General features: G+C 54.2%; 21 protein-coding genes. 15 read left to right on the top strand and 6 right to left on the bottom strand.

Going from position 1 to position 22,915, the window contains the following annotated elements; all coding sequences use genetic code 11:
* Nucleotides 1–92: 92 nt before the first annotated feature.
* The 4 genes from dalD to EBC_RS11855 all read left to right on the top strand — a co-directional run bounded on the left by dalD (nucleotide 93) and on the right by EBC_RS11855 (nucleotide 5,217).
* Nucleotides 93–1,487 carry a D-arabinitol 4-dehydrogenase gene (gene dalD, locus EBC_RS11870; RefSeq protein WP_013202032.1) on the top strand — a complete coding sequence of 465 codons (1,395 nt, stop codon included), beginning with the start codon at nucleotides 93–95 and terminating at the stop codon, nucleotides 1,485–1,487.
* Between the two features lie 10 nt (nucleotides 1,488–1,497).
* A complete protein-coding gene (gene xylB, locus EBC_RS11865; RefSeq protein ID WP_013202031.1) occupies nucleotides 1,498–2,967 on the top strand; it encodes a xylulokinase in 1,470 nt (489 codons plus the stop codon).
* A gap of 53 nt (nucleotides 2,968–3,020) precedes the next feature.
* Nucleotides 3,021–4,313 (top strand): MFS transporter, encoded by a 1,293-nt coding sequence (locus EBC_RS11860; RefSeq protein ID WP_013202030.1) that lies wholly within the window; start codon nucleotides 3,021–3,023, stop codon nucleotides 4,311–4,313.
* Nucleotides 4,314–4,461: 148 nt separating this feature from the next.
* Nucleotides 4,462–5,217, top strand: coding sequence for an FNR family transcription factor (locus EBC_RS11855; RefSeq protein WP_013202029.1), 756 nt, complete (start codon nucleotides 4,462–4,464; stop codon nucleotides 5,215–5,217).
* Between the two features lie 66 nt (nucleotides 5,218–5,283).
* Here the strand turns inward: EBC_RS11855 and EBC_RS11850 are convergent, their stop codons facing one another.
* The gene (locus EBC_RS11850; protein WP_231853691.1) at nucleotides 5,284–6,267 is read right to left on the bottom strand and encodes a glycosyltransferase; all 984 of its coding nucleotides are present in this window, start codon (nucleotides 6,265–6,267) and stop codon (nucleotides 5,284–5,286) included.
* A 625-nt stretch (nucleotides 6,268–6,892) separates the two neighbouring features.
* Between EBC_RS11850 and uspE the strand changes: the two genes are divergently transcribed.
* Complete coding sequence (uspE, locus tag EBC_RS11845) at nucleotides 6,893–7,843, top strand: universal stress protein UspE (RefSeq protein WP_013202026.1); 951 nt, start codon at nucleotides 6,893–6,895, stop codon at nucleotides 7,841–7,843.
* A 78-nt stretch (nucleotides 7,844–7,921) separates the two neighbouring features.
* On the opposite strand, the gene pntB is transcribed toward uspE, so the two are convergent.
* Together pntB and pntA are read right to left on the bottom strand one after the other, a co-directional pair.
* Nucleotides 7,922–9,310: a Re/Si-specific NAD(P)(+) transhydrogenase subunit beta gene (pntB, locus tag EBC_RS11840; RefSeq protein WP_013202025.1), complete on the bottom strand. Its 1,389-nt coding sequence runs from the start codon at nucleotides 9,308–9,310 to the stop codon at nucleotides 7,922–7,924.
* Between the two features lie 10 nt (nucleotides 9,311–9,320).
* Nucleotides 9,321–10,850 carry a Re/Si-specific NAD(P)(+) transhydrogenase subunit alpha gene (gene pntA / locus EBC_RS11835; RefSeq protein ID WP_041692290.1) on the bottom strand — a complete coding sequence of 510 codons (1,530 nt, stop codon included), beginning with the start codon at nucleotides 10,848–10,850 and terminating at the stop codon, nucleotides 9,321–9,323.
* A 518-nt stretch (nucleotides 10,851–11,368) separates the two neighbouring features.
* Here pntA and ydgH point away from each other — a divergent pair.
* Both ydgH and EBC_RS11825 read left to right on the top strand, forming a co-directional pair.
* A complete protein-coding gene (ydgH, locus tag EBC_RS11830) occupies nucleotides 11,369–12,319 on the top strand; it encodes a DUF1471 family protein YdgH (RefSeq protein WP_013202023.1) in 951 nt (316 codons plus the stop codon).
* Nucleotides 12,320–12,547: 228 nt separating this feature from the next.
* Entirely contained in the window at nucleotides 12,548–13,939 is a 1,392-nt protein-coding gene (locus tag EBC_RS11825) for an amino acid permease (RefSeq protein ID WP_013202022.1), read from the top strand.
* Here EBC_RS11825 and EBC_RS11820 read toward each other — a convergent pair.
* Entirely contained in the window at nucleotides 13,936–14,349 is a 414-nt protein-coding gene (locus EBC_RS11820) for a hypothetical protein (RefSeq protein WP_013202021.1), read from the bottom strand. The genes EBC_RS11825 and EBC_RS11820 overlap by 4 nt on opposite strands.
* Nucleotides 14,350–14,523: 174 nt before the next feature.
* On the opposite strand from EBC_RS11820, the gene rstA reads away from it, so the two are divergent.
* The 6 genes from rstA to EBC_RS11795 all read left to right on the top strand — a co-directional run bounded on the left by rstA (nucleotide 14,524) and on the right by EBC_RS11795 (nucleotide 19,858).
* Nucleotides 14,524–15,252, top strand: a complete 729-nt coding sequence (gene rstA, locus EBC_RS11815) for a two-component system response regulator RstA (RefSeq protein WP_013202020.1) — start codon at nucleotides 14,524–14,526, stop codon at nucleotides 15,250–15,252.
* A complete protein-coding gene (rstB, locus tag EBC_RS11810; RefSeq protein WP_013202019.1) occupies nucleotides 15,249–16,550 on the top strand; it encodes a two-component system sensor histidine kinase RstB in 1,302 nt (433 codons plus the stop codon). The genes rstA and rstB overlap by 4 nt, the downstream gene beginning before the upstream one ends.
* Nucleotides 16,551–16,579: 29 nt before the next feature.
* Nucleotides 16,580–18,070: a carboxypeptidase M32 gene (locus tag EBC_RS11805; protein ID WP_013202018.1), complete on the top strand. Its 1,491-nt coding sequence runs from the start codon at nucleotides 16,580–16,582 to the stop codon at nucleotides 18,068–18,070.
* Nucleotides 18,071–18,231: 161 nt separating this feature from the next.
* Complete coding sequence (gene asr, locus EBC_RS11800) at nucleotides 18,232–18,756, top strand: acid resistance repetitive basic protein Asr (protein WP_013202017.1); 525 nt, start codon at nucleotides 18,232–18,234, stop codon at nucleotides 18,754–18,756.
* 88 nt (nucleotides 18,757–18,844) lie between these two features.
* On the top strand, nucleotides 18,845–18,928 hold the full coding sequence (gene ydgU, locus EBC_RS26395; RefSeq protein WP_455864531.1) for a small membrane protein YdgU: 84 nt from the start codon (nucleotides 18,845–18,847) through the stop codon (nucleotides 18,926–18,928).
* A 114-nt stretch (nucleotides 18,929–19,042) separates the two neighbouring features.
* Nucleotides 19,043–19,858 carry a trypsin-like serine peptidase gene (locus EBC_RS11795; protein WP_013202016.1) on the top strand — a complete coding sequence of 272 codons (816 nt, stop codon included), beginning with the start codon at nucleotides 19,043–19,045 and terminating at the stop codon, nucleotides 19,856–19,858.
* A 61-nt stretch (nucleotides 19,859–19,919) separates the two neighbouring features.
* Here the strand turns inward: EBC_RS11795 and EBC_RS11790 are convergent, their stop codons facing one another.
* Entirely contained in the window at nucleotides 19,920–20,252 is a 333-nt protein-coding gene (locus EBC_RS11790; protein ID WP_013202015.1) for a YnfA family protein, read from the bottom strand.
* A gap of 129 nt (nucleotides 20,253–20,381) precedes the next feature.
* Here EBC_RS11790 and EBC_RS11785 point away from each other — a divergent pair, with 129 nt between their 5' ends.
* Both EBC_RS11785 and EBC_RS11780 read left to right on the top strand, forming a co-directional pair.
* A complete protein-coding gene (locus EBC_RS11785) occupies nucleotides 20,382–20,732 on the top strand; it encodes a DUF1283 family protein (protein ID WP_013202014.1) in 351 nt (116 codons plus the stop codon).
* A 50-nt stretch (nucleotides 20,733–20,782) separates the two neighbouring features.
* Nucleotides 20,783–21,079 (top strand): DUF1161 domain-containing protein, encoded by a 297-nt coding sequence (locus EBC_RS11780; protein ID WP_013202013.1) that lies wholly within the window; start codon nucleotides 20,783–20,785, stop codon nucleotides 21,077–21,079.
* Nucleotides 21,080–21,191: 112 nt separating this feature from the next.
* On the opposite strand, the gene EBC_RS11775 is transcribed toward EBC_RS11780, so the two are convergent.
* The gene (locus EBC_RS11775) at nucleotides 21,192–22,646 is read right to left on the bottom strand and encodes an MDR family MFS transporter (protein WP_013202012.1); all 1,455 of its coding nucleotides are present in this window, start codon (nucleotides 22,644–22,646) and stop codon (nucleotides 21,192–21,194) included.
* Nucleotides 22,647–22,915 lie beyond the last annotated feature (269 nt).

Below are 22,915 nucleotides of genomic sequence, written 5' to 3'. Positions count from 1 at the left end.
TCCCGCAGACAGCCGTGCGCAGAATCAGCAGGCTATAACGCATCAGGCAAAAGCCCCTTTTGCGAGCAAATGCCCAAAATCAGGAGAGAATGATGACCACTGCTACCCCGTCGATTTGGCTGCACATTGGTGCAGGATCCTTTCACCGTGCCCATCAGGCCTGGTATCTGCATCGCCTGATGGCTCAGGGTGATTGCCGCTGGGAGATCGCGCTCAGCAATATTCGCGATGATGCGGTACCGCTGTTTAAGGCGCTGGCCGCGCAAAATGGCGAGTACACGCTGGAAACCGTCACCCCGGAAGGGGAACGTCAGTATGAGAAAATTACCTCAATAAAAACCCTGGTGCCGTGGGACGCGGAGCTTAAAGGGCTGATCAAGCAAGGCGCCGATCCGCGTACTAAAGTGATTGCCTTTACCGTGACCGAGAGCGGTTATTTTCTGGATAACGATCACCAGTTAGACCCTGAGCATGCGGATATCAAAGCCGATCTGCGGGGAGAGGCACGGACGATTTATGGTGCCCTGACCCGCGTGCTGCTGGCCCGCATGGCCGCGCACGGCAATCCGCTGACGTTGCTTAACTGCGACAACCTGCGGCATAACGGCGAACGTTTCCGCCAGGGTTTCCTCACCTTCCTTAAACTGCGCAACGAGCCGGCGTTACTGGCCTGGGTTACGGAAAATACCACCTCGCCCAATACCATGGTCGACCGTATCACGCCGCGTCCGACTGCCGATATCGCGCCGCGCGTGCTGGACGCCACCGGTTTTGCCGATAACGCGCCGGTAATGGCGGAAGCCTTTATCCAGTGGGTAATTGAGGATGACTTTGCCGCCGGACGACCGGCGCTGGAAAAGGTCAATGTGGAGATGGTCGACTCCGTGCTGCCATGGGAAGAAGCCAAAATCCGCATCCTGAACGCCAGCCACAGCTGCATTGCCTGGGCCGGGACGCTGGTCGGGCAGGACTTTATTCACCAGAGTACTCAGACCCAGGAAATTAAAGAGATGGCCTGGGAGTATGTCACTCAGGACGTGATCCCGTCGTTGTTGCCAAGCCCGTTAGATCTTGAGAACTACCGCAACGTGGTGCTGGCCCGCTTTGCGAATCCGTATATTCGCGACACTAACCAGCGCGTGGCCGCCGATGGTCTCTCGAAGATCCCTGGTTTTATTACCCCCACCCTGATGGAAACCTACCAACGGGGCGAAACGCCGCGCGCGACCTCGCTGCTCCCGGCGCTGTTCTTCCTGTTCCTGCAACGCTGGCATCAACAGGATCTGCCTTATGACTATCAGGACGGTGCTCTTGATGCAGCGGCACGCCATGAGATGTTCAGCCATAAGGATGCGCTGGCGCGCTATGCCGCCGATGCCACCCTGTTTGGGCCGTTGTCACAGCGCGCAGAGTTTGCCGCGTTACTGGAGCGTTCGGTCGCCAGCCTGCAAAGCTGGGCCAGACATCCGCAGCCGGTAAGCGAATAAGGAGCCGGTTATGTATCTCGGAATTGATGCGGGAACGTCGGAAATCAAGGCGCTGGTGATCGATCGACATGGCGAGATTATCGCTACTTCAGGCGCGAAACTCACGGTGCAGCGCCCTCATCCGCACTGGTCTGAACAGGATCCGGCTGAATGGTGGCAGGCGCTGCAACAGGCGGTCAGCAGCCTGCGTTCAAAAGTCGGCGAACGTTGGGCCAGCGTCCGTGCGATAGGACTCTCCGGCCAGATGCATGGCGCCGTGCTGTTTGACGGTGATAATCGGGTGCTGCGTCCGTGCATTTTATGGAACGACACCCGCAGTGCCGCAGAATGCCAGGAGCTAATGGCATTAGCCGCCGATCTGTCGGCGATTTCCGGCAATCTGGCGATGCCCGGTTTTACCGCGCCCAAGCTGTTATGGGTGGCGCGCCATGAACCGGCAATTTTCGCCCAGACGGCCAGCGTCCTGCTGCCAAAAGACTATCTGCGCTGGAAAATGAGCGGTGAGAAACTGAGTGATATGTCGGATGCGGCGGGCACCCTCTGGCTGGATGTGGCGAAGAGAGACTGGTCCGACAGCCTGCTGGCTGCCTGTGGCCTGACTCGCGATCATATGCCGCGCCTGGTTGAGGGATCTGAACCTGCGGGAAAACTCAAACCGGAACTGGCCCGCCAGTGGGGATTGCGTGATGAGGTGATCATCGCCGGCGGCGGCGGTGACAATGCGGCCAGCGCGGTGGGCATTGGCGCCGTCAATGCGGGCGATGCGTTTATTTCTCTGGGCACATCCGGCGTGCTGTTCGCGGTTAACGATCGCTTCCGCCCTAATCCGGCGTCTGCGGTCCATGCATTTTGCCATGCGTTACCTGAGCGCTGGCACCAGATGAGCGTGATGCTGACGGCTGCCAGTGCGCTGCGCTGGCTGTGCGATCTGCTGGGAGCGTCAGAAACCACGCTGTTAGCGGAAGTGGCCACCTTAAGTGCTGCTGAACAGCTCAACGCGCCGGTGTTTCTGCCTTATTTATCGGGCGAACGCACGCCGCACAACGACCCGCAGGCGACAGGATCGTTTCATGGGCTGACGCACGCCACCCAGCGATCCTCACTGGCCTATGCCGTGCTGGAAGGCGTGACCTTTGGCATGGCTGACGGCCTGCAGGTGCTGGAGGAGGCGGGCACCCGCATCAACAGCTGTTCACTGATCGGCGGCGGCGCCCGCAGTCCGTGGTGGGCGCAACTGCTGGCTGACGCGCTGAATATCCCGATTGTTACCCATAAGGGCGGTGAAGCTGGCGGTGCGCTGGGCGCCGCGCGATTAGGCTGGCTGGCTGATGGCGGTGACGAAGCCGTGGTCTGCCGCAAGCCTGCCGAATTAACCCGCTATCTGCCTGAGGCTGGCCGCCATCAGCGGCTGCAAAAGCGGCTGGCTTATTTCCGCTTGCTCTATCAACAACAGCGCGAGGCTCGCGCACTCGGTTTCTAAATCATCCCGGACGCCATGTCCGTCCGGGCCCTGCACGCCTTAGAGGAATCATCATGCAATCAGCAAAAAACTGGTTCGGCCTCCCCTTGTCTTTGATTTGGGGTTATATCGCCATTGCGGTGTTTATGAGTGGCGACGGCTTCGAAATGGCCTTCCTGTCAAAACACATCACCGACCTCGGATTCAGCCCGGCAGAGTCCGCTCTGGTGTTCACGATTTACGGTGCGGCGGCGGCGCTGGCGGCCTGGAGCTCGGGTGTGGTGGCAGAAATTATCACCCCGCAGCGCGCAATGCGCATTGGCTTCATCCTTTGGGTGGTGATGCATATCCTGTTTATGACCCTCGGACTGGGCATGCGTAACTATCCGCTGATGTTGCTGTTCTACGGCATCCGTGGGCTGGCGTATCCGCTGTTTATCTACTCGTTTGTGATGCTGGTGGTGCAAAACGTTCCTAAACATCAGCTTTCATCGGCGATGGGCTGGTTCTGGGCGATGTACTCGGTGGGCATTGGCTGTATTGGCAGCTATCTGCCGAGCTTCACTATTCCGTGGATAGGCGAAACCGGCACGCTGTGGTTCGCAATTGCCTGGGTGGTGGTCGGCGGCGTCATGGCGATGGTGCTGCTGCGCAAAGTGGGTGGCGAAAGTGAAAAGGCCAAGCTGACCACCCGGGAGAAGTTCACCGAGCTGTCCCGAGCGGTGACGATTCTGTTCACCAACCGCAATATCTTCCTCGCATGCCTGATCCGCATTATCAATACCCTGTCGCTGTTCGGGTTTGCGGTGATCATGCCAATGCTGTTTGTCGGCCGGTTGGGCTTTAGCATGTCGGAGTGGCTGCAGATTTGGGCGGTGTTCTTCTTTGTCACCATCTTCACCAATATTATGTGGGGCGTGCTGGGAGAATATATCGGCTGGATCCGTCAGGTTCGCTGGTTCGGTTGCCTGGGTTGCGCCCTGTCCAGCCTGGCGTTTTACTATCTGCCGGTCACCTTTGGCCACAATTACTGGGTGGCGATGATCCCGGCAGTGATGTTAGGGATTACGGTTGCCGCGTTTGTACCGATGACCGCGGTATTCCCGGTGCTGGAACCGAAACATAAAGGTGCGGCCATTTCGATTTATAACCTGTCTGCCGGGTTGAGTAACTTTTTAGCTCCGGCGATCGCCTCGCTGGTTTTGCCCTTCTTTGATATCGTCGGGGTTGTCTGGACCTATACCGGTTTGTACCTGTTTGCGGGGATCTTGACGCTAATCATAAAAGTAGAACAACCTGCTCGCGTGAACGAAAAGAGTAAAACAAAGCACTATTCGGGCAGCATTACCGCAGTGGATAAGCCTTAGGTTTGATTAAAATCAATATATTCAACGGGATGCAAATTTAAACAGCATCCCTTCTTTTTATATGGCTAAAACTGCTCGGATCAGTTCCCTTCTGTGACTAAAAAATGTTAAAATTGACCCCAGTCAATAATCAATCGAGCGTATCTCTATGATCCCGGAAAAGCGTGTTATCAACAGACGTATCCAGTCTGGCGGTTGTGCTATTCACTGTCAGGATTGCAGCATCAGCCAGCTCTGTATTCCCTTCACGTTGAACGAGCATGAGCTCGATCAGCTGGATAATATTATCGAACGCAAAAAGCCGATTCAGAAAGGCCAGACGCTGTTCAAAGCTGGGGACGAGCTGAAATCGCTGTACGCTATTCGTTCCGGAACCATTAAGAGCTATACCATCACCGAACAGGGTGACGAACAGATTACCGGATTCCACCTTGCGGGTGACCTGGTGGGCTTCGATGCCATCAATGGTGGCCAGCATCCGAGTTTCTCCCAGGCGCTGGAAACGGCCATGGTGTGTGAAATTCCGTTTGAAACGCTGGATGACCTGTCAGGCAAAATGCCAAGCCTGCGTCAGCAGATGATGCGCCTGATGAGCGGTGAGATTAAAGGCGATCAGGAAATGATCCTGCTGCTCTCCAAGAAAAATGCCGAAGAGCGACTGGCGGCCTTTATCTACGGCCTGTCTCGTCGCTTTGCCGAACGCGGCTTCTCTCCACGCGAGTTTCGTCTGACCATGACCCGTGGCGACATTGGAAATTATCTCGGCTTAACCGTTGAAACCATCAGCCGTTTGCTGGGTCGCTTCCAGAAAAGCGGAATGCTGGCGGTAAAAGGCAAATACATCACCATTGAAGATCATGATGTGCTGTCGCAGCTGGCCGGACAAAGCCGCGCCATCGCCTGATTAAACTCCGCCGGGTTGGCCTGCTAACCCGGCGTTTTTGCCCCCTTCCCGCCTTTTCAGTGCTGTTTATCTTAGCTTTAGCACCAGCTTTATATAAAAGAAGAAATCACTCGGACTGTTAATTCCCTTACCCAGTCTTGAAAGCGAAATATTCCCCTTAAAGTTGCGCTTAATTTTATCCTTATCCCGTACCCGGTTGCGGTACAGTCCAAGAAAATGTCGCGTCTCAACCAGGGCATGCCGCAATAAACAGAGCCTGACCGACTCATATCCTGGCTTACGGGAATAGTTGATTAATTTTTTAATCACATCGATATAGCTGGTTGCTCTGAGATCAAAATAATCCCCGCGATTGGTAATCGACTGAGCATTGTGCAGATAGGTATAGTCTTTCTCATCCGAAATATAAAAGTTGCCATTATTGATGGCTAATTCTACCGTCCACAAAATGTCCTTGTGGCTTTTGCCTTCATGGAAGGTCATTCGATGCCTTTTGACGTAGTCCGACCTGACCAGCTGTAGCCAAAGGTAATGGGGCCACTCATCGTTATCAACGCAGCTTTGCATCCAGCTGAATCCGCTAATCACTTTATTGCAGGATTGCTTCTGGTGGATCGCAACCTTATGTTCATGCCCGAAGCCATCGCGCCAGGCATTCATCACCAGTACATCAACGTGGTTCTCTTCCGCCAGCATTAAGCGGTTATAGATAAACCCTTCCCCGACACGATCATCCGCATCGAGGAACATCAACCATTTGCCGCGGTGAGCGGCCAAACCGGCATTTCTTGCCGCGTAAACGCCCTTATTGACCTGGTCTATCAATACCACCCGTGGATCGGCGATGGCGGCGATAATGTCGTGAGTGGTGTCGCTGGAACCGTCATTAATGACGATCAGTTCAAAATTAACCCGTTTTTCACGGCAAATTTCGTCTATCAAATCACCAATGCTATCCGCTGCATTAAACACCGGAATAATGATGCTCACATCAATATTATCCGTCATGGGTAAACCACTCTTATTTAACATTGTTGTCAGCCCCAGCATTCTGTTGGCATTGCCGGTTTCTCAGTTCAATCACTTCAGTATGTAAACACTCTTCACACAGCGCTTTATCCGTAGAGGTGACTCTGTCGAATAAATTCCTGTCCTTATCACATCGTTCACACTCTTTTTTCGCTAACACAACATTCAACCCCAAAACATCAATTTTAATCAGATTATTCATTCATGACTTATAATGACTGCCGTTACTAACCTGGCCGCAGATTATTGTGACGGTCTTTCATTGGTTCACGCTTCGGTTATAAAGTTCAGGGTTAGAGATTCCTAAAGTGCGAAATAATGAAGTTAAAAGATTAATTTCAACGGCTTGATGGCGGGATGTTTTTAACACCAACGGCTTTGAATCACCCCTTTTTCTGATTTCTGAAAAATGACCGCGTCTTGCTTTGCACACGCCAGCTACCGCTGATGGCGTGGGGTTGCTGGGGCCGGGTTGGCAACGCGGTTTTGCTAAGCCTTTTTTCTGCTGTTGTTAGCCGGCTGGCGAGGTGTGAATAGCCTGCTTATTATTTGTTATAATATTGATCCGCCTATAACTTTTTCCTTCTGCACGGGCCGCTATTGGGCTATCTTTAACCTATCACGATCAGTGTCTGGAGAACCCGTTATGACCAAGTATCAAAACATTCTCGTGGCGGTCGATCCGCAGCAGGACGATCAGCCTGCGCTACGCCGTGCCGTATACCTGAACCAGCGCCTCGGTGGCCGGATCACGGCTTTCCTGCCGATTTATGATTTCTCATACGAAATGACCACCCTGTTGTCGCCTGATGAACGCACCACCATGCGGAAAGGCGTGGTCAGTCAGCGCACCGAATGGATCCGCGAACAGGCCCAGTCTTATCTGGATGCGGGCGTCCACATTGAGATCAAAGTGATCTGGCATAACCGCCCTTACGAGGCGATCATTCAGGAAGTGCTGAATGGACGTTATGACCTGGTGCTGAAGATGGCTCACCAGCACGATCGCCTGCAGGCCGTAGTCTTTACCCCTACCGACTGGCATCTGCTGCGTAAATGCCCGTGCCCGGTTTGGATGGTGAAGGATCAGCCGTGGCCTGAAGGTGGCCGCGCCGTGGTGGCCGTTAACCTTGCCAGTGAAGAACCGCATCATGACCCACTCAATACCAAGCTGGTAAAAGAGACGCTGGAACTGGCTGATTTAGTCAACCATACCGAAGTCCATCTGGTAGGCGCTTACCCGATTACGCCCATTAATATCGCCATTGAACTGCCGGACTTTGACCCGAGCGTTTATAACGATGCGATCCGCGGTCAGCATCTGCTGGCGATGAAAGCGTTGCGGCAAAAATTCAGCATTGATGAGAAGTTTACCCACGTCGATAAAGGCCTGCCGGAAGAGGTTATCCCGAATTTAGCGGAACATCTGGATGCGGGTGTGGTGGTATTAGGCACGATTGGCCGAACCGGGATATCTGCGGCGTTCCTCGGCAATACCGCGGAACAGGTTATTGATCATCTGCGCTGCGATTTGCTGGCGATTAAGCCCGACGGTTTTACCTCGCCGATTGAACTTGATGATGATGAAGACGATTAATGTCAGTCTCTGAACAACAAAAAGGCCGGGAAATCCCGGCCTTTTTTTACACCTTAAGCCCCCGCTGACGGGGCACTTTTACAGGGCTTTCAGAATGGCATCGACGGTGGCTTTCGCATCGCCGAACAGCATCTGCGTGTTTTCCTTAAAGAACAGTGGGTTTTGCACACCGGCATAGCCGGTATTCATTGAACGTTTAAATACCACCACGTTTTGCGCTTTCCACACCTCTAACACCGGCATACCCGCGATTGGACTGCGTGGATCTTCCTGCGCAGCCGGGTTCACCGTGTCGTTGGCACCAATCACCAGCACGGTATCGGTGCTGCTGAAATCGTCGTTGATTTCATCCATTTCCAGCACGATATCGTACGGAACGCGCGCTTCAGCCAGCAGCACGTTCATGTGCCCAGGCAGACGACCCGCGACCGGATGGATACCAAAACGAACCTTGATGCCCCGGGCGCGCAGCTTTTCAGTAATTTCCGCAACCGGATATTGCGCCTGCGCGACCGCCATGCCGTAGCCTGGGGTAATGATCACCGAGGTGGAGTTTTTCAGCATGTCTGCCGTGCCTTGCGCATCAATCTCACGGTGCTCACCCACTTCATCGGTTTCACCGGTTGAGCTGCTGTCGGTGCCAAACCCACCGGCAATCACGCTGACAAACGAGCGGTTCATCGCCTTACACATAATGTACGAGAGGATCGCCCCGCTGGAGCCCACCAGCGCACCGGTGACGATCAGCAGATCGTTGCTGAGCATAAAGCCCGCTGCCGCCGCTGCCCAACCTGAATAGGAGTTGAGCATTGACACCACCACCGGCATATCCGCACCGCCGATTGAGGCCACCAGATGCCAGCCGAAAGCCAGCGCAATCACCGTCATAATCAGCAGAGCAAACACCTGTACTCCGGTGCTGTCGGTGCGGACAAAGGCAATCAGCAGGCAGAGTGAAACCACCAGCGCCAGCAGATTCAGCTTATGACGATGCGGCAGCATCAACGGACGGGATGAAATTTTGCCGCGCAGTTTGCCAAAGGCCACCAGAGAACCGGTGAAGGTCACCGCACCGATAAAGATGCCGATAAACACTTCGGTCAGATGGATATTTTCCAGCACCAAATCAAGGCCCGGGCCATGATCGAGGTAGCTGTTAAAGCCCACTAACACTGCGGCCATACCGACAAAGCTGTGCAGCACGGCAACCAGCTCTGGCATTTCAGTCATTTCGACCTTCTTCGCCAGACGGATACCGATGGTGCCACCGATGACCATCGCTAACAGGACCCAGCCAACGTTGCCGCTGTCCGGACCAAGCAAGGTCGCCAGCAGCGCAATCGCCATACCGCTGATACCGAACAGGTTGCCCTGTTTAGCCGTCTCATGTTTCGCCAGCCCAGCCAGGCTGCAGATAAAAAGAATTGCGGCAACAATGTATGCTGCAGTCACTAATCCTTCAGACATTGATTACCCCTTAGTTCTTACGAAACATTTTCAGCATGCGCTGAGTGACGGTGAAACCACCGAAAATATTAATACTGGCAATCAGCACCGCAACAAAGGACAGGAAGCTGACCCAACCGCCATGACCGATTTGCAGGACGGCACCGACCACGATGATGCCTGAAATGGCATTGGTCACCGACATCAGCGGCGTGTGCAGGGCATGGCTGACGTTCCAGACCACGTAATAGCCGACCACACAAGAGAGTGCAAAAACGGTAAAGTGCGACAGGAACGCCGCAGGTGCGACATTGGCGAACCAGCCAAACAGCACGATCGCCAGCGCGAACAGCACATATTTACGCAACGGAGAAACCGGCGCCTTCTCAACTTTCTCGACAGCTTTCGCCGCTGGAGCCGCTTTCGGGGCAGCAGACACCTGAATCGGCGGTGCCGGCCAGGTCACTTCACCTTCACGGATAACCGTGACGCTGCGGATCACCACATCCTCGAAATCTACGCTGATTTCGCCGTTTTTCTCTTTGCACAGCAGCTTCAGCAGGTTAACCAGGTTAGTGCCGTACAGCTGTGAGGACTGCGTCGGTAAACGGCTTGGCAGATCGGTATAACCGATGATTTTCACGCCGTTTGCGGTGGTGGTCACTTGATCGGCGACGGTCAGTTCGCAGTTACCGCCGGTTTGCGCCGCTAAATCAACAATCACGCTGCCCGGCTTCATCGAAGCCACCATTTCAGCGGTGATCAGCTTCGGTGCCGGGCGCCCTGGGATCAGCGCGGTAGTGACAATAATGTCGACCTCTTCGGCTTGTGCCGCAAATAACGCCATCTCCGCCTTAATAAAGGCTTCTGACATCACTTTTGCGTAGCCGTCGCCACTGCCCGCTTCCTCTTCAAAGTCCAGCTCAAGGAACTCGGCGCCCATGCTCTGCACCTGCTCTTTCACTTCCGGGCGGGTATCAAAAGCACGGACAATCGCGCCAAGGCTGCCAGCGGCACCAATCGCTGCCAGACCCGCCACACCCGCACCGATCACCATCACTTTTGCCGGCGGTACTTTGCCTGCGGCGGTGATTTGACCGGTGAAGAAGCGGCCAAACTCATGGGCGGCCTCAACAATCGCGCGGTAGCCGGCGATGTTGGCCATCGAACTCAATGCATCCAGCGACTGAGCGCGTGAAATGCGCGGCACGGCGTCCATCGACATCACGGTCACGTTGCGCGCTGCCAGTTTCTCCAACAGTTCAGGATTCTGGGCTGGCCAGATAAAACTCACCAGCGTGCTGCCCTCGCGGGTCAAGGCAATCTCGGCATCATCCGGTGCATTGACCTTCAGAATAATATCTGACTGCCAGACGGTAGCGGTGTCGACCAGCGTGGCGCCGGCGGCCGCATAGGCAGCATCATCAAAACTGGCCAGCTTCCCGGCATCGTGCTCAATCGCCACGCTGAAGCCGAGTGCTAAAAGCTGCTCTACCGTTTTCGGTGTTGCAGCGACTCGCGCTTCGTTGGGCAACCGCTCTTTGGTTATTCCAATTAGCATAATAATCCCTTTCATCAGAGGTGAAATGATGGTTGGTCCTGCTGCAACGGCCCAAACGACCGGTGCAGGATCTGTTTCAAACTGTTTATAACCTACTGAAAATATGTGCTGCGATCCAGCCACGGCACGACACTTCGCGACTTTTCATATAAAAATTCAGAGGAAAGCGGCAAAGGCATCACTTTGATACTGTATTTACTCGACAAACACGCATAATCTGCTAGCAAAAAACATCCTGACGGGCCTGCCAGCGTGGGAAAAACATATTATTTAACAATGAATTAACGATATAAGTGATATCAATAACCAGCTTAGGTGGTAAGCGGACGGCTAAGCGCGCAATTTAACAATTATTTAATATCCTCACCGTGGGTGTGCTCAGCGCAGACAACCAATCGCTCAAAATGGCTGAGACAGCAGGCATTATTACATGCAATAATCGGCTGCTAATCTGTTACACATCAAGAGTCCAGCACGTTTTCGTACTCATTTTTTGCGTAAGGCGAAGGATTATTTTTATGAAGCTGAAGAACACCATTCTGGCGTCAGCCCTGTTGTCACTCACATCATTATCCGCTTTTGCGGCACAGGAACTGTCACCAGAAAAAGCGGCCGCGCTGAAACCCTTTGATCGTATTGCGATTTCTGGCCGTTTTAATGCGATTAACGACGCCAGCGCTGCCGTGTCAAAACGTGCCGATGAGTTGGGCGCCGCTTCTTATTACATTCAAAGTATTAATGATACCAACGGCAATGGCGGGAACTGGCGTGTTGTGGCAGACGTGTATCACAATGATGCGCCTGCAGCGGCACCTTCTAACGACCGCGTGATCAACGGCGTTCGTGAACTGAATAAAGCTGAAGCCTATAAATTAGAACCTTACGATACGGTTTCGATCAGTGGTTTCTACCGCAGTCAGCCTGACGTCAATGATGCCATCACTAAAGCGGCAAAAGAGAAAGGCGCTGCGTCCTTCTTTATTGTTCGTCAGATTGATGCCAACAGCGGCGGCAACCAGTACATCACCGCCTATGTCTACAAAGCCAATGCGCCAGAGCGTAAAGTTCAGTCTCCAGACCTGATCCCTGCTGATTCTCAAGCCGGTAAAGCGGCGCTGGCGGCGGGTGGTGCGGAAGCGGCGAAGGTACAAATCCCAGGCGTTGCGTCCTCGCAAACGCCAAGCGCGGATGTGGGACGTTTCTTCGAGACGCAATCCTCTACCGGTCAGCGCTACACGGTCAAAACACCGGACGGCAAGAGCGTGCAGGAAGTGAGCGCCATCACTGCGGCACAGATGCAGCCATTCGACAGCGTGACCTTTACCGGCCACTTCGGTACCCCAACCGAAATTTCTGATGCTGTTGGTCAGGCGGCGATTAAGAAAGGCGCGAAGTACTATCACATCACGCGTCAATGGTCTAACCAGAGCGGCGGTAACCTGACGGTCTCTGCTGACCTGTTCAAGTAATCTCGTCAGAAGACGGCTCCCGGGCCGTCTTCTCTCTTTTGCATACTTCCTACCCTGATTGTGCATAACCAGTCACAAACCAGCCTGTTCGCATTGCATCTCCTGCCCTCACTCCGTAGAATCCCCGCCTTCTTCAGTTGATCCCTTCACGGCCCATGCTGTTTACACGCATTAAACGCGACGGATTATCACTGAACTGGTGTTTTATTCTGCTATCGGGATGCTTTTTTGGACAAAAAATTAGGTCTTACCGCGCTGACCGCGTTGGTTCTCAGCTCGATGCTTGGCGCGGGCGTATTCAGCCTGCCGCAAAATATGGCGGCAGTTGCCAGCCCGGCAGCGCTGTTGATCGGCTGGGCCATCACCGGCGCGGGCATTATTTTGCTGTCACTGGCGTTGCTGTTACTGACGCGCCTGAAGCCCGAACTGGATGGAGGCATTTTTACCTATGCCCGTGCAGGTTTTGGTGAGCTGGTCGGGTTTTGTTCCGCCTGGGGCTACTGGCTTTGTGCGGTGATCGCCAACGTTTCCTATCTGGTGATTGTCTTTTCCGCGCTCAGCTTCTTTACCGATTCGCCGGGACACGTGGTGTTCGGTGATGGTAACACCTGGCAGGCGGTGCTCGGCGCTTCCGTGCTGCTGTGGATGGTGCACTGGCTGGTGCTCCGTGGCGTGCAAACCGCCGCCAGCATCAATCTGGTGGCCACGTTGGGTAAGCTGGTGCCGTTAGGGCTGTTTGTGGTGCTTGCCGCCGTGGCATTTAACTATGACCGCTTCCATTTTGACTTTACCGGCCTGGCGCTGCACACGCCGGTCTGGCAGCAGGTGAAAGACACCATGCTGATAACCCTGTGGGTGTTTATCGGCGTGGAAGGCGCGGTGGTGGTGTCTGCCCGCGCGCGTAATAAGAAGGATGTGGGCCGCGCGACCTTACTGGCGGTAATGGCGGCACTGATTGTTTATCTGCTGGTCACCCTGCTCTCTTTAGGCCTGGTGCCAAGAGCGGAACTGGCTGGCATGCGCAATCCATCGATGGCCGGATTAATGACCCGTCTGGTCGGATCCTGGGGAGATGTGATCATCGCCGTGGGCTTAATTGTGTCGGTGTGCGGTGCGTATCTCAGCTGGACGATTATGGCCGCCGAAGTGCCGCTGATGGCCGCAGAGCATGGCGCCTTCCCGCGATCGCTGGCAAAGCAGAACCGTCGCGGCGCGCCTTCCGCGTCGCTGTGGCTAACCAATATCAGTGTGCAGGTGTGCCTGGTGTTGATCTGGCTGACGGGGTCGGATTACAACACGCTGCTGACCATTGCCTCAGAAATGATCCTGGTGCCGTATTTCCTGGTGGGTGCGTATCTGTTTAAGGTGGCGCGTCAGCTAAACCGACCGGGCATCATGGCTATCGCCAGCGGCGCCAGTGCGTATGGCCTCTGGCTGCTGTATGCCTCAGGCCCACTGCATCTGCTGCTTTCGGTAGTGCTGTATGCGCCAGGCGTACTGCTGTTCCTGTTTGCCCGCCGGGGTGGACGCGGCACAGCGCAGCTTAACGTGCTGGAAAAAGGGGCGATGGCATTGCTGGTGGTGGCGTCGGCACCTGCGATGTGGATGCTGGTTCGCTAGTGCGAAAAGGCCGGAAGGTTGACCGTTAAGCGGTCATCTTTCTGCTGCAGGGTCAGCGGCTTGACGTACTCCTGATGGACGAGGTCAAGCTGACGATCCGAAAGCGGATAAGGCAGAAGAATATCAAACTGCTCAATGTGTTGTTGTTCAGCGAGGGTAATCAATCGGGCGATGTTTATCTCATCGCTGACCTGGGTCGAAATGATTTGTAACGCCAGCGCTTTGAGTCTTTCAGAAGGGATTTCAGGCAGGTCGCGGGAGTTTCGGGTCACCACACCGAAAATCGGGATAACCCCATAGATCGCATCCATAAAGCTCCAACGCTTTTTACAGGATGCGGCGAGAAAATCGATATAATTGAGGCAGATATAATCACTGCACCCGGCAGATGCCAGCTTATTATCAGACACTCTCGTTCTCCTTTCTCTCAAGATTATTCCCCTGAGTCGCCACGGCAACCCGGCGGATATAATGGCATAGTATAGGGTGCTTATACTATACATCTGACGTTATTTAGCAGCGGGTAATAGTAGTTAAGTTTAACAAAGGGTAATCTTGCCTTTCCATTTCAGAAAAACAGCCCTATGAACAAAATCGTGTTTGTCGAAGATGACCAGGATGTTGGTGAACTGATCGCCGCGTACCTGAGTCGCCATGATATTGAAGTGATTGTTGAAAGCCGTGGCGATCGGGCCGAAGCGACCATCGCGGCAGCCATGCCAGACCTGGTGATGCTGGATATTATGCTGCCTGGCAAAGACGGCATGACCTTGTGTCGGGACCTGCGTGCCGGCCAGGACTGGTCGGGGCCGATCGTGCTGCTGACGTCTCTCGACAGCGACATGAATCACATTCTCTCTCTCGAGATGGGGGCCAATGATTACATTCTGAAAACCACCCCACCCGCGGTATTGCTGGCGCGGCTACGCCTGCATCTGCGTCAGGCTGGCAGCAGCAGCCAGAGTGATGAGATCGCGCCTAAAGTTGCCGGTCAGAATGCGTTGCGCTTCGGCACGCTGGCTATCGATCCGGTCAACCGCCAGGTTTCGCTGAATAATGAAGTCGTCGCCCTTTCAACTGCGGACTTTGATCTGCTGTGGGAGCTGGCGACGCATGCCGGGTCGATCCTTAACCGCGATGCCCTGCTGAAAACGCTGCGTGGCGTCAGCTATGATGGCATGGATCGCAGCATTGACGTGGCGATCTCCCGCCTGCGTAAAAAGTTGCTGGACAGCGCCACCGAACCCTATCGCATCAAGACCATTCGTAATAAGGGCTACCTTTTTGCGCCACACGCGTGGGACGCTAAATGAAGAAGCTGTTTATTCAGTTTTACCTGCTGCTGTTCGTCTGCTTTCTGGTCATGGCGATGCTGGTCGGCCTGGTGTATAAATTTACCGCCGAGCGGGCCGGTCGTCAGTCGATGGATGACCTGATGAAAAGCTCGCTCTATCTGATGCGCAGCGAACTGCGTGAAATTCCGCCACGCGACTGGAATAAAACCATCGATAATCTGGAGCTGAATTTATCTTTCAAGCTGCATATAGAACCGATGAGCAGCTATCAGCTGGATCCCCCGACCCTGCGCCGCTTGCGCGCCGGTGAGATTGTGGCGCTGGACGATCAGTACACCTTCCTGCAGCATATTCCCCGCAGCCACTATGTGCTGGCGGTTGGGCCTATTCCCTATCTGTTCTTCCTGCATGAGATGCGCATTCTGGATATCGCGCTGTTAGCCTTTATTGGCATCTCGCTGGCGCTGCCGGTGTTTATCTGGATGCGACCGCACTGGAAAGACATGCTCAGGCTGGAAACGGCCGCCCAGCGCTTTGGCCAGGGCCATCTGAACGAGCGCATCCATTTCGACAGCGCCTCCAGCCTGCTGCGCCTTGGCGTGGCGTTTAATCAGATGGCCGACAACATCAATACGCTGGTGGCCAGTAAAAAACAGCTGATTGACGGCATCGCCCATGAATTACGCACCCCGCTGGTTCGCCTGCGTTACCGGCTGGAGATGAGCGATAACCTCACCGATGCCGAAGCGGCGGCGCTGAACCGGGACATTGGTCAGCTTGAAGCGCTGATTGAAGAACTGCTGACCTATGCCCGGCTGGATCGCCCTAAGGTTGATCTGAATTTGCAGTCACTGGATTTAGCCGAATGGCTGCGTGAACGGCTGGATGATATCCGCTCGGTTCAGCCTGACTTCACTATCGAACTGGATATGCCGCAGCGTCAAAACCTGGGCGTGGCGGATACCCGCCTGATGGAGCGGGTGTTGGACAACCTGGTCAACAACGCGCTGCGCTATGCTGACCAGCGGCTGCGGGTCGGCCTGTGGTTTGACGGTGATACTGCCTGCCTGCAGGTGGAAGACGATGGTCCGGGCATTCCGCTGGAAGAGCGCGAGCGCGTATTCGAGCCCTTCATGCGTCTCGATCCCAGCCGTGACCGCGCGACTGGCGGCTGTGGCCTGGGCCTGGCGATTGTCCACTCCATTGCCCAGGCATTTGACGGCTATGTGCTGATCGATGCCAGCCCGCTCGGCGGCGCCAGCGTTCGCTTTTGCTGGCCAGTTAATTTACCCTTATCGTCACCTCGCGCTGCCTGACAGCGCCATAAATCATTCAAGGGAGCGCCATGTCATCTGCCTACGCTAATTTAACCCGGACCTTCACGCGCCTGTCGCGATTCGGCCACCTCTCCGCCATTGCTGGCTGGGATATGATGACCATGATGCCGCCAGGTGGCAGCAGCGCGCGCGGTGCTGCCCTGGCGGAACTGAGCGTGCTGCAGCACGAAATCCTGACCGCAAAAGAGGTTGGCCACTGGCTGGATGAAGCTGAACAGGCTTCACTGAATGATGTTGAGCGCGCCAACCTGTTCGAGATGCGCCGCGCATGGCAGCAGGCTGCCCTGCTTCCCGCCTCGCTGGTGGAAGCCAAATCGATTGCCGGTTCCCGTTGTGAGCACGCCTGGCGTCAGCAGCGTCCGGCTAACGACTGGCAAGGGTTTGCAGAGAACCTGAAGGAAGTGGTGAAGCTGAGCCGCGAGGAAGCCGAAATCCGCGCCCAGGCTAACGGTTGTTCGCGCTACGATGCGCTGCTGGATATTTACGAGCCGGGCATGACCAGTGCCAAACTGGATAAGACCTTTGGCGAGATCAAAGAGTGGCTGCCATCGTTACTGCAGCGCATTGTTGATAAGCAGGCTCAGGAAGTGGTGGATGTGCCGGTTGGCCCGTTTGCGGTCGAATCGCAGAAACAGCTGGGTCTGGCGGTGATGAAGCAGCTGGGCTTTGATTTCAATGCGGGCCGACTGGATGTCAGCGCGCATCCGTTCTGCGGCGGCGTTCCTGATGACGTGCGCATCACCACCCGCTATAACGAGAACGAATTTATCAGCGCGATGATGGGCGTGATCCACGAAACCGGTCATGCGCGCTACGAGCAGAACCTGCCAAAGCAGTGGGCAGGCCAGCCGGTTGCTCATGCCCGCTCCACCGCGATCCACGAATCGCAAAGCCTGTTCTTTGAAAAACAGCTCGGACGCAGCGCGGATTTCCTCAGCCTGCTGCTGCCCCAGGTTAAGCTGCTGATTGGCGATCGTCCGGAGCTGGAAGAAGGCAATTTTATCGCGCTGAATCAGCGGGTGAAGCCAGGCCTGATCCGCGTTGATGCCGATGAAGTCAGCTACCCGGCACACATCATTCTGCGTTATGAGATTGAACGTGCGTTAATCGAAGGCGAGATTGAGGTCGACGATATCCCGGATCTCTGGCAGGAAAAAATGCAGTCACTGCTGGGTCTGGATACCACCGGCAACTACCGTGACGGCTGTATGCAGGATATTCACTGGACCGATGGTGCCTTTGGTTATTTCCCAACCTATACCCTGGGTGCCATGTACGCCGCTCAGCTGTTCCAGGGCGTGAAGAAAGCGCTGCCTGACGTTAATGAACTGCTGCGCGAAGGCAACCTGCAGCCGGTGTTTGACTGGTTACAGCAAAATATCTGGCAGCACGGCAGCCGTTTCAGTACCAAACAGCTGATTGAGAACGCCACCGGGGAAGATCTTAACCCGCAATACTTCCGTCAACATCTGGAAAATCGTTATTTAAACGGCTTCTGATCCCCCTGCAAGGCAGGCTACACGCCTGCCTTCCTCACTTCGTACAATCCGTTACACGCCGATACCAATCACTCACTGAAAGCCTTTCCCCCTTCTCATATAGTTACTTCACCGGCCCCGCAGTGGGCTGACACATGAACTAAACTTTTGAGGGTTTTTCAATGAAAAAATTATTTGCTCTGGTTGTAGCCGCTGCAATGGGTATGTCTTCAGTTGCTTTCGCTGCTGAAACCACCGCCGCTCCAGCAACCACTTCTGCTGCAACGACTGCTGCTCCGGCTAAAGCGACTACCGCTAAGCATCACAAAAAACACAAAGCAACTGTGCAGAAAGCGCAGGCTGCCAAGAAAGTGCACCACAAGAAAACCGCTAAGAAGCCAGTTGCTCAGAAAGCGCAGGCTGCTAAGAAAGTGCACCACAAGAAAGCCGCTAAGCCAGTAGCTCAGAAAGCGCAGGCAGCGAAAAAAGTACATCACAAGAAAGCCACTAAGCCAGTCGCTCAGAAAGCGCAGGCTGCTAAAAAAGTGCACCACAAAAAAGCCACTAAGCCAGTCGCTCAGAAAGCGCAGGCTGCTAAAAAAGTGCACCACAAGAAAGCCGCTAAGCCAGTAGCTCAGAAAGCTCAGGCAGCGAAAAAAGTACACCACAAGAAAGTTGCTAAGAAAGCCGCTGCTCCTAAAGCGTAATTCATGAAGCGGGAGCCAGACTCCCCCCTCAACAGCCTTTCAATCAAACACCCGGATTATTCCGGGTGTTTCTTTCCTGGAGTATCGGATGATGGTGCGTCGCTATTTATTCGAAATTATCCTGGGCTTTATGATCCTTTGTGGTGTTATCGCCGCCAGTTTTTACCTGTAACTTTCGTAGCGTGCTGATATTCCAAATTAAACTCCCTTTTTTTTGACTATACGACTATAGTTATTATCACGCCGTGGTTAACTCCCCCCATTAATTCTCCACTCAGAGAGAGACATGCGACTGACAGCTGTTTTTTTAATCGGATGTTTAGCCTTTTCGTTTTATGCCCACGCAGATGATGACGATGAAAGCCCTAGTGCCGCTGACGTCAAAACCCTGTTCTTTGGGAAAGACGATCGCAAACCTGTCGCTGATACCGCCAGCCCACCCTGGGAAGCCATCGGCCAACTGGAAACGGCAAGCGGCAATCTCTGTAGCGCTACCCTGATCTCTGCTCACCTGGTTCTGACCGCCGGCCATTGCCTGTTGGCCCCGCCGGGTAAAGTCGATAAAGCCATTGCTCTGCGCTTTATTTCAAATACCAAAGGTCGCTGGCGTTATGATATTCACGATATCGAAACCCGTGTCGATCCCGAACTCGGCCACAAATTGAAAGCAGACGGTGACGGCTGGATTGTCCCTTCTTCTGCGGCCCCTTATGATTACGGTCTGATTATTTTGCGCAATCCGCCTTCCGGTATTACGCCAATCCCGTTATTTGACGGTAGCCGCAGCGATTTAACCGATGCGTTAAAAACCCAGGATCGCAAAGTGACCCAGGCAGGCTATCCGCTGGATCATCTGGAAACGTTGTATTCTCATAGCGATTGTCTGGTGACCGGCTGGGCACAAAAAGGCGTGCTTTCACACCAGTGTGATACCTTGCCTGGCGACAGCGGTTCCCCGCTATTACTGAAGGTGAATGATGCGTGGCAATTGATTGCGGTGCAAAGCTCAGCACCCGCAGCGAAAGACCGTTATCAGGCCGATAACCGGGCGATTGCCGTCACCGCTTTCCGCGATAACCTGGAAGCATTAGCTCAGGAATAAGTCAGATGGGCAAGTGAGGTTCCGATTCGCTCCTGAATCTACCCCGCTTGCCCTTACCCCGTTAACTCCTTCCCCAGCCTGCAACAATGATCAGCATGCCGCTAAAGGCGATGATGGCACCCAGCCAGTCGTACTGGCTCAGCTTTACACCATCGACAAAACGCAACCACAGTAACGCGGTCACCACATAGACGCCGCCGTAAGCGGCATACACGCGTCCGCTTGCCGCAGGATGCAGGGTTAACAGCCAGACAAAGGCGGCCAGACTGGCCGCTGCCGGCAGCAGCAACAGCACGGAACCGCCCTTTTTAAGCCACAGGTACGGCAGGAAACAGCCTATAATTTCTGCCAGCGCGGTGAGAAAAAACAGCAAGGTTGTCTTAAAAAACAGCATTCATTCACTCTCTGAAACCTAAACGAAGACGCGGCTGACTGGTGAGCCTTTTCAGCCTGATGATATACTATCTTAAGCATACGCTTGCCGACAGGCGTTGGGATCAACAGCAAAACCAAGGAAATGACGATGAAACAATGGCAAAAACATCTGAGCAAGGCTGCTCTGCCGCTGGTGCTTTTTGGCACTTTGTTCAGCATCCAGCACAGCGCACAGGCGCAAACTGACAGGTTGATTATTCAGGATGGCAATAATGCCCTGAGCAATGAGCAGGCTCGTCAGGAAAAAGAGCAATGGGATGAAACTCATCGTTTACGTAACAAAGTAAACTCGCGCGTTGAGAAGAATTTCGACAAGTACGATCGGGCTGCTGATACCCGTGATGCCTGCGATCAAAGTCTGAACGTGAATGCCTACTGGGAGCCGAATACTCAGCGCTGCCTGGATCGCCGCTCTGGTCGTCAGATCATTGCGCCCTGAGCTGCTATAGTTAGCACAGTATTGATAGCACACGCAAAAATAGGGATGACATGATGAAACACACTAAGTGGATGTTAGCCGCACTGATGGTTGTTGCACCTCTGGCCGCACAGGCTTCCTGTGAAACGGTAAAAGCGGATATTAATCAGAAGATTATCAATAATGGCGTAGCGGCGGGCGATTTCTCGCTGGATATCGTGCCAAACGATCAGGCAGACCAGGCCGGCGGCCAGGTTGTCGGTCACTGTGAAAACGATACGCAGAAAATTGTCTATAAGCGCAACGGCGCCGATAATGACGCGGTGCCAGCCAGCACCGGCACTTCACAGGATGCACCCGCTTCCTGACGCGTTGGGGGCGAAACGCTTCGCCCCCTTTAACTCTTTAACTCTTCAACTCTTCAACTCTTCAACTCTTCAACTCTTCAACTCTTCAACAATTCTGCCATGCCCGTGCCACCTAATGCGGTTTTGTCGCCGGGATAAATCGCGCGATCACCAGACTCGCCATCGCAATGCCCACCGACACCGCAAAAACCCAATGCAACGACAAGGCAATCTCACTCACCATCTGGTGCAGCGTGCCATGATGCAACGCTTCACGCTGTGAATGCGACATGATTTGTTGTACCGGATCGTTGTAATCCGGCAGGCGGATCAGCAGGTTATAGTTAAGTACCGCGCCCAATACCGCCGTGCCCAGCGCTGAACCCAACATGCGGCTAAACATAATCGATGCGGTGCAGATGCCGCGAATATGAAACTCCGCAGTGTTTTGTACCGCAATCAGGAAGGTGGTGCTGGTCATCCCCATGCCGGTGCCGATCACAAAAGCTGATATCCCGGCGTGAAAGACCGAACTGTTGCTGTGTAGCGTCAGTAGCATCGCCGTGCCTACGATTAACAACACCGAACCCAACTGCGCGGTAAACCGGTATGAGGTTCGCTGCATCAATCTGCCACTGAGGGTGCTGGCGAGCGGCCAGCCGATCGACATCATCGCTAACGCACTGCCAGCCTGCAGCGGCGTGCCGCCGTTTACCCCCTGAATCCAGGTGGGCAGAAAGGCACTGATCCCCATCATCGCCGCGCCAATCACCAGATTTCCGGCATTGCCGGCGACCAGCGTGCGGCTGCGCCAGATAGCCATCGGGAACAACGGCTCATCAGCGCCCCGCTCATGCCTGACTAACGCATAGCCCGACAACAGAGCGATGACCAACAGCGCCACCGACCAGTAACCGAGGCTCTCGGCCTGTAACAACGCCGTTAACAGCGCTGTCACGGTGAGCATTAACCAGCCGCTGCCGGCCAGATTGAGCTTTTGCGTCTGTTCTTTGCTGGATTCAGGAAACCATTTGGCCAGCATCAGCATCGAGATAATGCCAATCGGCACGTTTACCCAAAATATCAGCGCCCAGTTAAAGTGCTGAACGATCCACGCGCCGGTCAGCGGTCCGGTAATGGCCGCAATTCCCCATACGCTGGAAAGCCACCCTTGAATGCTGGCCCGCTCTTTAGGCGGGTAAACATCGGCGATGATGGTTGAGGTCAGCGGCATAATCGCCCCTGCGCCCAGCCCCTGAAATGCGCGGAACAGGATCAGCCACGCCATATTGCTGGCAAATCCACAGAGTATTGAGCCGATCAAAAACAGTGAAGTGCCAATAAAGAACACCCGTTTCCGGCCCCAGAGATCCGCCAGACGTCCGTAGATTGGCACGCTCACTGCCTGAGTCAGCAGGTAGATAGAAAAAACCCAACCAAACAGCGAAAAGCCGCCGAGTTCGGCAATGATCGTTGGCATGGCGGTAGCAACAATAGTCACTTCAATGGCCGCCATAAACATCGCCAGCATGGCGGCGACCAGTATCCAGTGGCGATGCGTGACCTGGTGTTGTGCTGATTCAGACATAGGGTTCCCTTGATAAACTCCTTCTATTCTGGCCTGGTTTTAAGGACAGAGTTTCCGAAACGTGCTTTCTTATAAACGGCTATTTGTTACGGTGTCACCAATTTGACGATAAAATATTTTCATTGAACTCAAGCCAGTGCTGGTAAGGCTTCTGCATCAGTATGGTCGAAAACTATCCTACTGATTTTCGGCCTAAAACTTGGCACAGCCGTGACTAGCCTGCTATAGGTTTTAAGGCGCTTTCAAACCCTTTATCCAATAAAAGCGTT

This window comes from Erwinia billingiae Eb661, from assembly GCF_000196615.1.
In the GTDB taxonomy this organism is placed as follows: domain Bacteria; phylum Pseudomonadota; class Gammaproteobacteria; order Enterobacterales; family Enterobacteriaceae; genus Erwinia; species Erwinia billingiae.
This window is presented reverse-complemented; position numbering and strand designations above follow the sequence as displayed.